This window comes from Dermacoccus sp. UBA1591 (assembly GCF_002322065.1).
In the GTDB taxonomy this organism is placed as follows: Bacteria; Actinomycetota; Actinomycetes; order Actinomycetales; family Dermatophilaceae; genus Dermacoccus; species Dermacoccus nishinomiyaensis.
On the sequence record NZ_DCNR01000057.1, the window covers coordinates 3,677 to 18,772 of the forward strand.

General features: G+C 70.4%; 14 protein-coding genes and 1 tRNA gene. 3 read left to right on the plus strand and 12 right to left on the minus strand.

The genetic code is table 11. From position 1 onward, the window contains the following. The coding region (locus tag B2284_RS06525) for a biosynthetic peptidoglycan transglycosylase (RefSeq protein WP_286697310.1) at positions 1–527 on the minus strand (527 nt) is incomplete at its 3' end. Between the two features lie 198 nt (positions 528–725). On the opposite strand from B2284_RS06525, the gene B2284_RS06530 reads away from it, so the two are divergent. Continuing rightward, a complete protein-coding gene (locus B2284_RS06530) occupies positions 726–1,058 on the plus strand; it encodes a WhiB family transcriptional regulator (RefSeq protein WP_006943975.1) in 333 nt (110 codons plus the stop codon). Between the two features lie 88 nt (positions 1,059–1,146). On the opposite strand, the gene B2284_RS06535 is transcribed toward B2284_RS06530, so the two are convergent. Then, positions 1,147–1,617 carry a GatB/YqeY domain-containing protein gene (locus tag B2284_RS06535; protein WP_006943945.1) on the minus strand — a complete coding sequence of 157 codons (471 nt, stop codon included), beginning with the start codon at positions 1,615–1,617 and terminating at the stop codon, positions 1,147–1,149. Between the two features lie 36 nt (positions 1,618–1,653). Between B2284_RS06535 and B2284_RS06540 the strand changes: the two genes are divergently transcribed. After that, on the plus strand, positions 1,654–2,805 hold the full coding sequence (locus B2284_RS06540; protein ID WP_006943988.1) for a metallophosphoesterase: 1,152 nt from the start codon (positions 1,654–1,656) through the stop codon (positions 2,803–2,805). An 18-nt stretch (positions 2,806–2,823) separates the two neighbouring features. On the opposite strand, the gene B2284_RS06545 is transcribed toward B2284_RS06540, so the two are convergent. From B2284_RS06545 to B2284_RS06585, 10 genes are all read right to left on the minus strand, one after another. Beyond that, positions 2,824–3,501 (minus strand): response regulator, encoded by a 678-nt coding sequence (locus B2284_RS06545; protein ID WP_006943998.1) that lies wholly within the window; start codon positions 3,499–3,501, stop codon positions 2,824–2,826. Then, entirely contained in the window at positions 3,498–6,137 is a 2,640-nt protein-coding gene (locus tag B2284_RS06550; protein WP_062256084.1) for an ATP-binding protein, read from the minus strand. Before B2284_RS06550 ends, B2284_RS06545 begins: the two co-directional genes overlap by 4 nt. Positions 6,138–6,174: 37 nt before the next feature. Further along, complete coding sequence (gene kdpC, locus B2284_RS06555) at positions 6,175–6,747, minus strand: potassium-transporting ATPase subunit KdpC (RefSeq protein ID WP_006944032.1); 573 nt, start codon at positions 6,745–6,747, stop codon at positions 6,175–6,177. Between the two features lies 1 nt (position 6,748). Next, complete coding sequence (kdpB, locus tag B2284_RS06560) at positions 6,749–8,764, minus strand: potassium-transporting ATPase subunit KdpB (protein ID WP_006943930.1); 2,016 nt, start codon at positions 8,762–8,764, stop codon at positions 6,749–6,751. Next, positions 8,761–10,398 carry a potassium-transporting ATPase subunit KdpA gene (gene kdpA, locus B2284_RS06565; RefSeq protein ID WP_006943959.1) on the minus strand — a complete coding sequence of 546 codons (1,638 nt, stop codon included), beginning with the start codon at positions 10,396–10,398 and terminating at the stop codon, positions 8,761–8,763. Before kdpA ends, kdpB begins: the two co-directional genes overlap by 4 nt. An 11-nt stretch (positions 10,399–10,409) precedes the next feature. Continuing rightward, positions 10,410–10,511 (minus strand): K(+)-transporting ATPase subunit F, encoded by a 102-nt coding sequence (gene kdpF, locus B2284_RS06570; protein ID WP_197079011.1) that lies wholly within the window; start codon positions 10,509–10,511, stop codon positions 10,410–10,412. Between the two features lie 96 nt (positions 10,512–10,607). Next, on the minus strand, positions 10,608–10,814 hold the full coding sequence (locus B2284_RS14450) for a hypothetical protein (RefSeq protein ID WP_062256086.1): 207 nt from the start codon (positions 10,812–10,814) through the stop codon (positions 10,608–10,610). After that, entirely contained in the window at positions 10,775–11,452 is a 678-nt protein-coding gene (locus B2284_RS14455; RefSeq protein WP_170957216.1) for an alpha/beta hydrolase-fold protein, read from the minus strand. The genes B2284_RS14450 and B2284_RS14455 overlap by 40 nt, the downstream gene beginning before the upstream one ends. Before the next feature lie 367 nt (positions 11,453–11,819). Beyond that, on the minus strand, positions 11,820–12,809 hold the full coding sequence (locus B2284_RS06580; RefSeq protein WP_170957215.1) for a cytochrome c oxidase assembly protein: 990 nt from the start codon (positions 12,807–12,809) through the stop codon (positions 11,820–11,822). Between the two features lie 187 nt (positions 12,810–12,996). Beyond that, positions 12,997–13,073 (minus strand) — tRNA-Pro (locus tag B2284_RS06585). 723 nt (positions 13,074–13,796) lie between these two features. Between B2284_RS06585 and B2284_RS06590 the strand changes: the two genes are divergently transcribed. Next, positions 13,797–15,096 (plus strand): acyltransferase family protein (locus B2284_RS06590; RefSeq protein WP_286697311.1); only part of this gene is annotated, 1,300 nt, incomplete at its 3' end.

Below are 15,096 nucleotides of genomic sequence, written 5' to 3' on the forward strand. Positions count from 1 at the left end.
CTCTCGATCGCGGCGCGCTGCGCGGCGACCTTGACGTACTGCTGCGTCAGCGTCGAGGCGCCCTGCGTGCTCGAGGAGACGAGGTTCGCGGCGACAGCGCGCAGGATGCCGCGCTGGTCGAGCGCGCCGTGGTCGTAGAAGCGCTCGTCCTCGATGGCGACCTGCGCGTCCTTCATCACCTTCGGGATGGCCGACGACGGCACCACGATGCGGTTCTCGTCATACGGGGTGGCGATGACGGAGCCGTCCTTCGCCAGGAGCTTCGACTGCTGGCTCAACGCGTTTTCGGTGAGCGTGCCCGACATGTCGTCGAACTCCTTGACGCCACCCTTGACGCTCGCGCCCGCGAGGCCCGTGGCGGGGATGAGCAGGCCCGCGAAGAGCAGGCCCAGCGCCATCGAGGTGGCGACGAACGCGCCGAGGAGGCTGAGAACCGAGCCCATCGCAGAACGCTGACGGCCACCGTCAGATTTCTTCCGGGCTTGCTTCTTGGCCGACGCATCGGCGCCAGGAGACTTTCCACGCATGCCGCTCAGCGTATCGGGGCAGCCTGTCAAAGCCTTCGAGGCGTGGTTCGGCGCGCCCCGCGCCGACCGCGTGTACTAACGTTTTTGGTACTCAATCCCCATGGAAACTCACCAGTAACCACGCCTACTGTGCGTATAGCAACCTTTGTATGTGGCGCACGCCACACCGTCATCCGCACCAACAAGGGGAGGGCACCGATGACGATCATGGCCGAAGAAGAGATGCAGACGCCCGTCTGGGACGACAACTGGGCCGCCCGCGCCCAGTGCGCCGCGGCGGCACCTGACGAACTGTTCGCCAAGGGGGCTGCGCAGCAGTCGGCGAAGACGATCTGTCAGCGCTGCCCCGTCGTCGCCGAATGCCTCGCCGACGCGCTCGACAACCGCACCGAGTACGGCGTCTGGGGCGGCATGACGGAGCGTGAGCGCCGCGCGCTGCTGCGTCGCCGTCCGGACGTCAAGTCGTGGGCGACCCTGTTCAAGATGGCGCGCGCCGACGAGGCCGCCGCAGGCATCCGCCGCGAGAGCTGAGACGTGCACGAACGCTGAGGGCCGTGCCGACCGCTGGGGTCGGCACGGCCCTCACCGCCATTCGGGCACCTGAGCCCGCAGCAAGTGATCAGCCCGCGAGCGCCTTCTTGACGGCCGCCGCGACGCGCCCACCCTCTGCCTGCTCGCCGATCTTGGGCTTGACGACGCCCATCACCTTGCCCATGTCTTTCATGCCGGATGCGCCCGTGGCGCTGACGGCCTCGGCGACGATCGCGTCAATCTCGTCGTCGCTCAGCTGCTTCGGCAGGTACCCCTCGAGGCAGGCGAGTTCCGCGTTCTCCTTCTCGGCGAGCTCGGTGCGCCCGGCGCCGACGTAGGCGTCAGCCGCCTCGCGGCGCTTCTTCGCCTCCTTGACGATGACGGCGAGCACCTCGTCATCGCTCAGCTCACGGTGCTCCTTGCCTGCGACCTCGGCGTTCGACACGGCCGTCAGGACCATGCGCAACGTCGCGCTACGCACCTGATCGCGCTCGCGGATCGCGTCGGTCAGGTCGGTGTGGAGAGTGGCCTTCAAGGTGGTGGCACCGGTTGCGTTCATGCGGTCATTCTTCCACCCCGGTGCGAGAATCCCCGCATGAGTTTCCCCGCCCGCCCCCTCCCCCGCGCGCTGTCGCTGGCCGCTGCAGGCACGGCCGCCGGCGGTACGGCGGCGCTGGCCTGGGCCTCGCTCATCGAGCGCAACTGGTACGCGCTGCGCCGCGTCGAGATGCCGGTGCTCGCCCCCGGGACGGCGCCGCTGCGGGTGCTGCACGTCAGCGACCTGCACATCGTGCCGCGTCAGGAACGACGCATCCAGTGGGTGCGTCAGCTCGCGCGGCTCGAACCCGACTTCGTCATCAACACCGGCGACAACCTCAGCGACGAGCACGCCATCCCCGCTGCGCTGCGCGCGATGGGGCCGCTCATGGAGCTTCCCGGCGCGTTCGTCTTCGGTTCGAACGACTACTTCTACCCCAAGCTCAAGAACCCCCTGCGCTACTTCGACGACTCGCATGCCAAGGGCGCGGCGATGCAGACGGGTGAGTTCGACATCGCCCAGTTGCGTGACGGTTTCACCGCGGGCGGCTGGCTCGACCTCACGCATCGACGCGAGCGGGTGCGGGTGGGGGCTGACGGCGTGGCGCTGGAGCTTCTCGGCGTCGACGACCCGCACCTCGAGTACGACGACTACGCGCAGGTCGCCGGTGAGGCCGCGTCGCGCCGAGGTGAGGTGGCCGCGACGATCGGCGTCGTCCACGCGCCGTACACGCGCGTGCTCGACGCGATGACGGCCGACGGCGCGGACGCCGTCATCGCCGGTCACACGCACGGCGGGCAGCTGTGCGTGCCGTTCCACGGCGCGCTCGTGACGAACTGCGACCTCGACACCTCGCGCGTCAAGGGCGTCTCGCGCTGGTGGCCCGGCGCGTCCGGCGTCGACTCGACGCAGGCCGTGCCGATCGGGCCGGGTGCGCTCGCAACGGACGGCTCGCCCCTCGACTCCGCCGCCGAGATCGGCGAGCGCTTCGACGTCCTCGACGCCCACCGCGTGCACAACGACTCGGTCTCGCGCTCGGAGGCTACGGCGCGCGAACGGCGCCGCACCGCGCTGCCGTCGTCCGCCGCGCCCGACGACGCGGCGTGGCTGCACGTCTCCGCCGGGCTCGGACACAACAAGTACACGCCCGTGCGCTTCGCCTGCCGTCCCGAGGCGACACTCATCACGCTGACGGCGAAGGCGCACTGACGAGCCCTGCGCGGCGCGTCAGCGCAGCACGTAGCCGATGCCGGGTTCGGTGACGATCCAGCGCGGGAGGGACGGTTCGGGTTCGAGCTTGCGACGCAGCTGCCCGCAGTAGACGCGCAGGTAGTTCGACTCGCGCCCGTACTGCGGCCCCCACACGGCGCGCAGCAGTTGCTCGTGCGGCACGACGCGCCCGCGGTGGCGCGCGAGTTCGGCGAGCAGGCGCCATTCCGTCGGCGTGAGGTGGACGGCCCCCGTCGGCCCGCTCGCCTCGTACGTCGTGAAGTCGAGCGAGAAGTCCGCGGTGACGACGGGCGCCGGGCCGGACGGTTCGGCGCCGCCTCGCCGCAGCGCGGCCCGCACGCGCGCCATGAGCTCCTCGATGCCGAACGGTTTCGTCACGTAGTCGTCGGCACCCTCGTCGAGCGCCTCGACCTTGTCATCGGCTTCCTGACGAGCCGACAGCACGATGACAGGCACGCTCGAGCTCTGACGCAGTTGGCGCAGCACGTCGACGCCGTCGAGGTCGGGCAGGCCGAGGTCGAGGACGACGAGGTCGGGCATCGCGTCTGCGCACGTGCTGAGGGCATCGAGGCCGCACCCGACGGTCTCGACGTCCAAGCCGCGCGCCTTGAGGTTGATGCGCAGCGTCCGCGCGATCGTCGGGTCGTCGTCGACGACGAGCACTCGTTCACTCATGACTCACCGCGCGTGGTTGCGTCTGCGAACCGGGTATCGACCGGCTGGTCGGCCTCAGCGTCCTGGGGCCGGGCCTCGGGCGCCGACTCGGGTTCCGATTCAGCGCCGGGCTCGGCCTCGCTCGTCGCACCCGCTGCGTTCGCCACGGCCGGCAGGACGATGACCATCGTGACACCTCCACCGGGAGTGGTCTCCGCCTCCAGCATGCCGCCCATCGCCTCCGTCAGGCCGCGCGCGACGGCGAGACCGAGCCCGATGCCGTCACCCGCGGGTGCGTCGCCGTAGCGCTGGAAGGGCCGGAATATCTCTTCGCGCGCCTCGTCGGGGATGCCGGGGCCGTGGTCGGCGACGCGTAGTTCGACGCGCGGGCCGAGCGCACTCGTCGTCACGACAACGCCGTCGCTGCCGCCGTGACGCAGGGCGTTCTCGAGGACGTTCGCGAGGACGCGGTCGAGCAGGCCGGGGTCGGCGACGACGTGGCGCGCGGCGTCGTCGAGGTGCCAGGTGACGCGATCGGGTGTCTCGAGGGCGCGCACCGCGGGTGTGACGACCTCGGCGAGGTCGATCTCGCGCGGGTTCGCGACGAGCGCGCCGGTCTGCAGCCGTGAGGCGTCGAGCAGGTTGCCGATGAGCGCATCGAGCCGATCGGCCGACGTCTCGACGGCTTCGAGCAGTTCCGCCTGGTCCTCCGGCGAGAACGTCACCTCGTCGCTGCGCAGGCTGCCGACGGCGGCCTTGATGCCGGCCAGGGGCGTGCGCAAATCGTGGGAGACGGCGGACAGCAGCGCGGTGCGCGCCTTGTTGTCGCGCACGAGGGTGTCGGCCGACTCGGCGAGGTCGAGCAGCGCTCGACGGTGCAGCACGGCCGCCGCGTGCATCGCGTACGCCCCCAGCAGCCGCTGCCGCTCGGCGGGGACGGGGCGCCCCACGAGGACGAGGTCGTGCTCGTCGTCGATGCGCTCGACCGTCGTCTTCTCGCGCGGCAGCGCCTGCGCGGCGACGTCGCTGTAGCCGTCCGTCGAGGCGATGACGCTGCGACCCGGCCCGCGGGTGCGCACGACGGCCGCCGCGTCCTGGTCGAACATCTCGAGCGAGCGCGTGAGCAGCAGCGCGAGCTGGTCGGCGGAGGACAGCATCGTGTGGCTGAGTTCGGCGAGCGCCGTCGCCTCCTGGTGCGAGGCGCTGACGTCGGCGGCCCGGCGGGCGCTCGCGTGGACGACGAGCGAGACGGCGGCGCCGATGACGACGAAGAGCACGAGCGCGACGACGTTCTGTGGGTCGGAGATCGTCAGCGTGCCGATGGGCGGGGTGAAGAACCAGTTGATGAGCAGGGACGACAGCACACCGGCCGTGATCGCGGGCGCCATCCCGCCGATGAGCGCGACGACCACGGTGAGCAGCAGGTACAGCTGCACGATGAGCGGCAGCCCGACACCGGAGCGCAGCGGCACGAGCAGGGCGCTCAGCAGCGCCGGGGCGGTCACCGAGGTGAGGAAGCCGAGCCGCACCCGGCGCGTCGACAACCCCTCGCGTTCGGTCGGTGACGAGCCCACGTGCGCGAGCTCGTGGGTGACGACGTGGACGTCGATGTCCTCGCCCGAACCCGCGATGATGCGCTCGCCCGTGCCGGGACGCAGCATCGCCTGGGCCCGCGAGCGCCGGCTGAGGCCGACGACGATCTGGTCGGCGTTGACGCCGCGCGCGTAGTGCAGGACGGCCTCGGCCGCGTCGGGCCCGCTGACGGTGTGGAACGTCCCGCCGAGCTCTTCGGTGAGGCGTCGCAGGCCGCTGACGACGTCGGCCTCGGCGGTGCGCAGGCCGTCGTCGCGCACGACGAAGACGGCGTGCATCTCGCCGCCGCTGCCGCGCGCGGCAATGCGGGCGGCGCGGCGCAGCAGCGTCGCGCCCTCGCGCCCACCGGAGAGGGCGACGACGACACGGTGACGTGTCGGCCACGTACCGACGATGTCATGGTCGCTGCGGTAGGCCGTCAGGCTCTCCTCGACGCGGTCGGCGAGCCACAGCAGCGCGAGCTCGCGCAGGGCCGTCAGGTTGCCCTGGCGGAAGTAGTTGGCGAGCGCCGCGTCGACCTTCTCCGGCTTGTAGACGTTGCCGTGCGCCATCCGCCGACGCAGTGCCTCGGGCGCCATGTCGATGAGTTCGACCTGCTCGGCGCGCCGGACGACGACATCCGGCACCGTCTCGCGCTGCAGCACGCCGGTGATGGCGAACGCCGCGTCGTTGAGCGATTCGAGGTGCTGGATGTTGACGGTGGAGACGACGTCGATGCCCGCCGCGAGCAGGTCCTCGACGTCCTGCCACCGCTTCTCGTGGCGGCCGCCCGGCACGTTGGTGTGCGCGAGTTCGTCGACGAGCGCGACCTGCGGCGCGCGCCGGAGCACGGCGTCGAGGTCCATCTCCTCGAGCGTCGCGCCCCGGTACTCGCGCCGCAGTCGCGGCATGACCTCGAGGCCCTCGAGCGCGACGGCCGTCGCCGTGCGCCCGTGGGTCTCGCAGAAACCGACGACGACGTCCGTTCCCCGCCCGGCCCGGCGTCGGCCCTCGGCGAGCATCGCCATGGTCTTGCCGACGCCGGGGGCCGCACCGAGGTAGATGCGCAACGTGCCTCGTGTCATGCGTCCATCTTCTTCTGCCGTCGCGGTTTCCGCCCGCTCAGCGGGCAGCGCGTTGCGCGAGTGCGATGTTGAGGTCGAGCACGTTGACCCGTTCGGCGCCGAGGTAGCCCAGGGCCGGCTTCTCGATGTGGGCGTCGATGACCTTCTCGACGTCGGCGACGCTCATCCCGCGGGCCGCGGCGATCCGCGGTGCCTGCCAGCGGGCATAGGCGACGCTGATGTCCGGGTCGACGCCGCTGCCGCTCGCGGTGAGGGCGTCGTCCGGGATCGGGCCCGTCGCGTTCGGGTTGGCCTTCGTCAGCGCCGCACGACGCTCGGTGATCGCCTTCTTCTGCTCGTCGGCGTTCTGGCCGAGGTTCGAGCCGCCGCTCTCGGCGCCGGGGGCGTCGACGGCGGACGGGCGCGCCGCGAACCACTTCGCGTCGCTCGTGGGTTGGCCGATGAGACTGGAACCCACCTCGCGACCCTCGGCGCGGACGATCGAGCCGTCCGCCCGGGCCGGCATCGCCCGCGCCACGCCCGTGACGAGCAACGGGTAGGCGATGCCGAGGACGACGGTGAGGACGAGGAGCGCACGAAGCGCGGCCCAACCCTGACGAAGAACGAACATGTCACTTCACTCCCGGGGTGACGGACAGGACGAGGTCGATGAGCTTGATGCCCACGAAGGGCGCGATGACGCCGCCGACGCCGTAGACGAGCAGGTTGCGGCGCAGCATCGCGGCGGCACCGAGCGAGCGGTACGCCACGCCCTTGAGCGAGAGCGGGATGAGCGCGACGATGACGAGGGCGTTGAAGATGACCGCCGACAGCATCGCCGACTCGGGGCTGTGCAGATGCATCATGTTGAGCTTGCTCAGGCCCGGGAAGATGACGACGAACATCGCGGGGATGATCGCGAAGTACTTCGCGACGTCGTTGGCGATCGAGAACGTCGTCAGCGCTCCGCGGGTGATGAGCAGCTGCTTGCCGATGGCGACGACGTCGATGAGCTTCGTCGGGTTGGAGTCGAGGTCGACCATGTTGCCGGCCTCCTTCGCCGCCGACGTGCCTGTGTTCATCGCCACGCCGACGTCGGCCTGCGCGAGGGCGGGCGCGTCGTTCGTGCCGTCACCGGTCATCGCGACGAGACGTCCGCCTTCCTGCTCGGCCTTGATGAGGCGCATCTTGTCCTCGGGCGTCGCCTCGGCGAGGAAGTCGTCGACCCCCGCCTCCTTCGCGATCGCGGCGGCCGTCAGCGGGTTGTCGCCCGTGATCATGACGGTGCGGATGCCCATCTCGCGCATCTGCGCGAAACGCTCGGCCATGCCGGGCTTGACGACGTCCTTGAGGTGGATGACGCCGAGCATCCGGGCGGTGCCGTCGGCGTCACGCTCGGCGACGACGAGTGGCGTGCCGCCGGCCTGGCTGATCGCCTCGACACGAGCGTCGATGTCGTGCGCCATGTGGCCGCCCAGCTCGTGCACCCACGCGGCGACGGCCGAGCCGGCGCCCTTGCGGATGGCGCTGCCGTCGGGCAGGTCGATACCGGACATGCGGGTCTGCGCGGTGAACGGAACGGTGACGACGTCCGCGATCTCGGTCGCCGTGAACCCTTCTGCCGCAGCGTATTCGACGATCGACCGGCCTTCGGGCGTCTCGTCGGCGAGCGACGACAGGCAAGCGGCGCGGACGAGATCCGCGCGCGAGACACCCTCGACGGGGACGACGTCACCGGCGCGGCGGTTGCCGTAGGTGATCGTGCCGGTCTTGTCGAGCAGCAGCGTCGAGACGTCACCTGCGGCCTCGACGGCGCGCCCCGACATCGCGAGCACGTTGTGCTGCACGAGGCGATCCATGCCGGCGATGCCGATGGCGGACAGCAGCGCACCGATCGTCGTCGGGATGAGGCAGACGAGCAGCGCGACGAGGACGACGAGCGACATGTCGTGGCCCGAGTAGCTCGCCATCGGCCAGATCGCCATGACGGCGAGGACGAAGATGATTGTCAGCGTCGTCAGCAGGATGCCGAGGGCGATCTCGTTCGGCGTCTTCTGCCGTTCGGCGCCCTCGACGAGCGCGATCATGCGGTCGATGAACGTCTCACCGGGCTTGCTCGTGATCTCGACGACGATGCGGTCCGACAGCACCGTCGTACCGCCGGTGACGGCGCAGCGATCGCCACCCGATTCGCGGATGACGGGCGCCGACTCACCGGTGATGGCCGACTCGTCGACCGTCGCGACACCGTCGACGACGTCGCCGTCACCGGGGATGACCTCGCCGGCCTCGACGACGACGCGGTCGCCGACGCGCAGTTCGGTGCCGGGCACGCGCTCCTCGCCGCCGTGCGGCATGAGGCGGCGGGCGATGGAGTCGACGCGGGTCTGACGCAGGGTGTCGGCCTGCGCCTTGCCGCGCCCTTCAGCGATGGCCTCGGCGAGGTTGGCGAACAGGATCGTCAGCCACAACCAGATCGTGACGGAGATCGAGAACACCGACGGGTGGATGATCGACAGCACCGTCGTGAGCACCGAGCCCACCCAGACGACGAAGATGACGGGGGTGCGCACGAGGTGGCGCGGGTCGAGCTTGCGCAGGGCGTCCGGCGCCGATTCGAGGGCCGTAAGGGCGAGTGATGCGTTCACGAGAGGGCCTCCGCGATCGGGCCGAGAGCGAGTGAGGGGAAGAAGGTCAGCCCGGCGACGATGACGATGATGCCGACGAGCAGACTGGTGAAGACGGGCCCGCGGGTCGGCATCGTGCCGGCCGTGGCGGGGCGCCGCTGCTGCGAGACGAGCGCGCCGGCGACGGCGAGCACGAGCACGATGGGCAGGAAGCGTCCGAGGAACATGCACGCCGCGAGCGTGAGGTTGAGGTACGGCTGGTCGGCCGCCAGGCCCGCGAAGGCGGAACCGTTGTTGTTCGACGCCGACGTGTAGGCGTACATCATCTCGCTCAGGCCGTGCGGGCCGTGGTTGAGCAGGGCGTCCTTCGCGACCGGCAGCACGACACCGGCGGCGGTGAACATCAGCACGAGCGCGGGCATGACGACGACGGCGAGCGCCGAGTACGTGATCTCGCGTCGGCCGATGGCCTTGCCGAGCAGTTCGGGCGTGCGTCCGACCATGAGGCCGGCGATGAAGACGGTGAGCAGCGCGAAGATGATGATGTTGTACAGGCCGGTGCCGACGCCGCCGGGCGAGACCTCACCGAGCATCATGTTGAGCATCATGAGGCCGCCGCCGAGGGGGCTCATCGAGTCGTGCATCATGTTGACGCCACCGGTCGAGGTGCCCGTCGTCGCGGTGCCGAACAGCACCGATCCGACGATGCCGAAGCGTTGCTCCTTGCCTTCCATCGAGCCGAGCGCACCGCTGGACTCGGCCCAGATGCCGAGGCCGGCGCTCAGGGTGAACAGGGCGCCCATGGCCGTCGTGAACACCGCGCCCTGACGGCGGTCGCCGACCATGAGGCCGTACATCCACGGCAACGAGAAGGGGATCGCGAGCACGAGGAGGATCTCGAACAGGTTCGTCCACGCGTTCGGGTTCTCGAACGGGTGCGCCGAGTTCGCGTTGAAGAAACCGCCACCGTTCGTGCCGAGCAGCTTGATGACCTCCTGGGAGGCGACGGGGCCGCCCTGGATCGTCTGGCTGCCGCCGACGAGCGTCGTCACGTCGTGCGGGCTGCTGAGGTTCTGGATGACGCCGCCCGCGACGAGCACGAGCGCGCCGACGAACGCGATGGGCAGCAGGATGCGGGTGCAGCTGCGCACGAGGTCGACCCAGAAGTTGCCGATCGTCGCGGCGTTGCTGCGCGCGATCGCGCGGCACAGGGCGACGGCGACGGCCATGCCCGTCGCGGCGGAGACGAAGTTCTGCACGTTCAGGCCGGCCATCTGGACGGTGTACCCGGCGCCCGACTCACCGCCGTAGCTCTGCCAGTTCGTGTTCGTCGTGAACGACACGGCCGTGTTGAAGGCCGTGTGCCAGTCCTGGCTGCGCCCCAGGCCCCAGGGCAGGACGCCCTGCGCCATGATGAGCGCGAACAGCAGCACGACGGACGCGACGCCGAACATGACGCTGGCGACGGCGTACGTGCGCCAGCCCTGCTCGACGCGCGGGTCGACGCCGACGGCCCGGTAGATGAGGCGCTCCGGCGCCCAGTCATTCTCATCCGTGAAGCAGCGGTACATCCAGGTGCCGAGCGGCACGTGGACGAACGCCAGCAGCAGCGCGATGGTGGCGATCATGCAGATCGCCTGAAGAGTGACGTTCATGTGCGCGGCCCTCAGAACTTCTCGGGCCGGATGAGGGCGTACAGCAGGTACCCCAGCAGTGCGAGGGCGATGATGCCCGCGATGACGATTTCGATCATGGATCGAGCGTGCAACCGCCCCGGCGGCGCACCGCTCGTCTTGAGGTCGCCTTGTCGCGTCTTGACGCGTTCTTTACGTCAGGCTCTTCCCCTGCGTCGCTGCCCCGGCGTTCAGGGGCGCGGTGCGAAACCGGGCTGCACCTCGACGAGCCAGTCGAACGAGCGCGGGATCTTGCGCGTCCACACCGACAGGCGGTGGCCGCCGCCCTGCGCGATGCGCGCCGTGACGTCGGTGGGCCGCTTCACCACGGTGAGGAACTCCTTGACGGAGGGGTAGCTCACCTTGTCGGCGTCGGAGGCGAACAGCCACAGCGACACGGGCACCGGGTTGGCTTTCTCCAGGGCGATGAGGTCGTAGCTGCGCGCCTGCGGCGAGTTGGGGGAAACGGCGGGTGGCCGTCGAACTGCGGACGGAAGTAGCCCTGGTAGGCGACGGCGGCGCCGAACGTCGCGGGGTGCTTCATCGTCAGCATCGAGGCGCACCATCCGCCGAGGGAGTACCCCCACGTCGCCCACGACCCGCGCCCGGGCGCGACGGCGAAGGTGTGTTTCACCCACGTCGGCAGCGTGGAGGCGAGCCACGTCTCGGTCTGCAGGCCGTGCGGGTCGTCGATGCACTCCGTGTCGTCGTCGAGGGTGCGGTTGAGTTGCGGCACGACGACGATGGGCGCGGCGATGCGGCGGTCGCTGACAGCCCTGTCGACGCGTGTAGAGGTGGTCGAGCTTGCTGTACGTCTCTGGGCTGCCCGGCAATCCGTGCATCGCGACGATGACGGGGTGACGCGTCGCGGAGTGTTGGTCGTACCCCACCGGCAGCTGGACGTACACCTTGCGCGACGCGGTGGGGCGCCCGTCGGCGTTCTTCGGGCCCGGGATCTCGCACTTCTGCAGGCGCTGACCCGGCTGCGGCAGCGCGGGCAGGGCGTGCGGCGTCGTCGGCGCCGTCGGGGTGGCACTCGCGGAGGGGCCTGCTGATCCAGGGCGGGCGCCGGCGTGGGCGCGCCGTAGTGACGCGGCGTGTCCGCAGGCGAGTCGCCGAGCAGGTCACCCCAACTCGTGTAGAACGCCTACTCGTTGTTGACAGGGCACCGACGAGCGCGAGCGTGGTGAACAGTGCCGTCAGGCCGAGGCGCGACAGCGCCTGCATCCACGGCTTGCGCCCCCCACGAGCCTCCCCGGACGATGACGACGAGAACGAGTGCCGCGGCGCAGCCGAGCACGATCGGCAGCCACGTCCCGTTCAACCCCATAGAAGAAGGGAAAGGACTCATCTGGGGAATTGCCCGTGAGCCGCTGGGAAAACGCTCCGAATCGTGGTGTGCGTCACCTCGAGGGTGTTGACGTCCGATCGGGTGGGACGTCGGCAAGGCCCTCGGAGGCGGTGAGGGTCGCGTCGGCGCTGCCCTCGGACGTGGTGGGTGCCGCGGTGATCCACCATGGCGTCGTCGTGCCGGGGCCGTCGCCGTACTGGGCGTCGAGTTCGGCGTCGGCGCGGAGGGCGCTCGCGCGATCGGCTCGCATCCATTCGATGAAGACGGCTGCGAGAAGGGGCAGCCCGACACTCTCGGCGACGGCGAGCAGCGCTCCCCCGGCGAACTTCTGATCGAGCGAGGCGGACATGTCGCCGCGGTAGGTGGAGGCGGACGCTGCGAAGCCGGGGAAGTGCGGCATGAGCAGATCGTGGTGCGTCATGACGAGGATGCCGGGGATCGCGTCAAACAGGCCGTCGACGCAGGCGAGCAGGACGCGCACGCCGGGCCCGGCCCACGCGGGCAGCAGATCGCCGGCGAGCAGGGGCAGCACGACGGTGACGCCGACGACGAGAAGGTGCACGGTGAGCACGATGCGCATCGGCGTCGAGTCGAGCGCGGCCTGCCCGTAGGGCGTGAAGAAGACGACGATGACGCTCACCATCGCGAGGATCGAGCTGACGAACGGGTACATGAGCGCCCGTCCGAGGCGCCCGCCGAGCATCCGGCGCAGCGCCGTCGACCCCGCCGCGCCCTCGATGACGTCGACGGGGCGCGCGAGCGCGAAGCCGGTCGGGATGACGGCGACGAGCAGCGCGACCTGCAGCGCGAACACCCACATGAGGCGCGTCGACCACACCTCGACAGGCCCGCACAGCGTGTAGGCGAGCGCGCCGGCGCCGAACGTCAGGAACCACGCGAGCCACGAGACGTCAGCTGGTCCGCGACGGCGTGCGCGGATCCAGGGGGCGACGTAGCCGATCGTCACGACTGCGACGAGGAGGGTGCCCCATGAGCCCGGTCGCCAGTCGGTCAGCCATGACGAGGCATGAAGTTCGTTCACAGCGGGCATTGTGCGCGCGTCGGCTGGGAGGGCGGTGAACTCGCCTCGGCGGCGGTTTCGAACGCGCTCGCGTCTCCTCGGGATCGGGCAACTGCGCACTGCGGCCACGACGCACACGGCTGGGCCCGCATTCGGACGGGTACGGCGAAGGCCCCCATCGGCGAACCGATGAGGGCCTTGCTGACGCTGGTCGGGGTGACAGGATTTGAACCTGCGACCTCGTCGTCCCGAACGACGCGCGCTACCAAGCTGCGCCACACCCCGCGACTTTCGTCATGCGCCACCGATGCGATCGGCAGCGACACCAAACCTTACATGCCGCGGCGCGTCGGCGCTAATCGTCGGGGCACCGTCGTCGCCGACGCCCTGACGGCCCGTTCGTGAGCTACGTCATCGTGGCCGCGTCGCCACGTCCATCGGGGTGGCCAGGTCATACCATCAAAGGTCAGGGAGGAACGAACGCCAGGGGGAACAATCGTGGGCACGGACCACGACGGGCCACGCACGCCTCGCGGTCGCGGCACGGCTCGTCGCGACGGCACCGCGACTGCAGGCCGGAGCGGGAGCGCGGCAGGCAGTCGCGACCGCAACGCAGGTCATGGCGGCGTGCCCTCATCGAGCGATGACCTGCCCGCCTGGCTGTTCAGCGCCGACCCGCTGACGTCCCCGCCGCGATCAGCGAACGCTCCCGCAACGTCCTCTCCCGCATCTCGGGAAGCGTCCCCGAGCGCGCGCATCAAGAACGACGCGGACACGTTGCGCGTCGAGCCGTCGAGGGACGTCGTCGAGACGCCGGCGCCGGCGGCGGCCTCGCGCACGACCGTCGGGAAGTCGGTCGACCGCACGAACCGAGCGGCCCGCGAGGCGAGCTCTCGACCTCGGAGACGCCCCACGGACATGCTCGCGACACCCCCGCGTCAGGCACCTCACCACGTGGAACGGCCAGCCCCGCCTGCTCGCGAATCCGCGGCGAGCAACGCGACGTCAGTGGACACCGACGCGATGGACGCCACGACACGCCCCACCACATCGGCCGACACGAGCGCCCCGTCGTCCTCCGACGCCGTGCAACCAGCCTCCGACGCCGCGCGAGCGACCGTCGCGACTCCGCGGCGCGGCCGGCTGCCGGCCCTCGACGGCGTGCGCGCGCTCGCGGTGTTGGCCGTCATGGCGTTCCACTTCCGGGTGCCCGGGTTCAGCGGCGGTTTCCTGGGCGTCGACATCTTCTTCGTCCTGTCGGGCTACCTCATCACGAGCCAGTTGTGGTCGCGCTGGCCGCTGCGCGGCATCGATCTGAAGGCGTTCTGGGCCGCTCGCGTACGACGCCTCGCGCCCGCCGCGCTGCTCCTGCTCGCCGTGACGACGCTCGTCACGGCGTGTTTCCATCCGTCCGGCCTCGCGCAGCAACTGCGCGATTCGGCGGCGGCGCTGACGTACACGTCGAACTGGTGGTACGTGTACGGCGGACGGCAGTACGGCGACTTCGGTTCGTGGTGGTTCCTCGAACACCTGTGGTCGCTCGCGATCGAGGAGCAGTTCTACCTGCTGTGGCCGCTCGTGGTGGCGGGGGTGCTCCTCGCTGTTCGCGCCACACGAACGCGGCGTCACGTCCTGCTCGCCGTGACCATCGGCGGGGCGCTCACCTCGAGCATCGCGATGAGTGTCGGCGCCTTCGCCTCGAGCGGCCGCTGGGCCGACGACCCCACGCGCGTCTACTTCGGCACGGACACACACGTCATGGGCCTGCTCGTCGGCGCCGCCCTCGCACTGCTGCTCGACGCGCGGGGGTTCCGCTCGCGCCTCACGTTCGCCCCGGCGACGACCCGCATGACGGCCGCCGGCGTCGCCGCGCTCGTCGCCGTCATCGTCGTGATGACGCAGCTCGACTTCCTCTCGATGGGTTTCTACCGCTGGGGCGGTTTCTTCGCCTTCTCACTCGTCGTGGCGGCGCTCGTGTGGGTCGTCGTCCATGACGGCCCGCTCACCCGCGCGTTGTCGTGGCGCCCGCTGCGCTACGTCGGCGACCGCTCGTACGGGCTGTACCTGTGGCACTGGCCGCTCGTGACGCTGCCGTTCGTCACCGACGCGATGGAGTCGTCGTGGCTGCTGCCCGCGATCGGGTTGAGCATCGCGACGTTCGTGCTCGCCGAACTGAGCTACCGCTACGTCGAGATGCCCGTACGCCGCGCCGGGGTGCGCGCCTGCCTGCGTCGCGCGCGGGGCGCTGTCGTCGACCGCCGTGTCGGCGCCATGGTCGCGAGTCTCGCACTCGCGGCGGCGCTCGTCG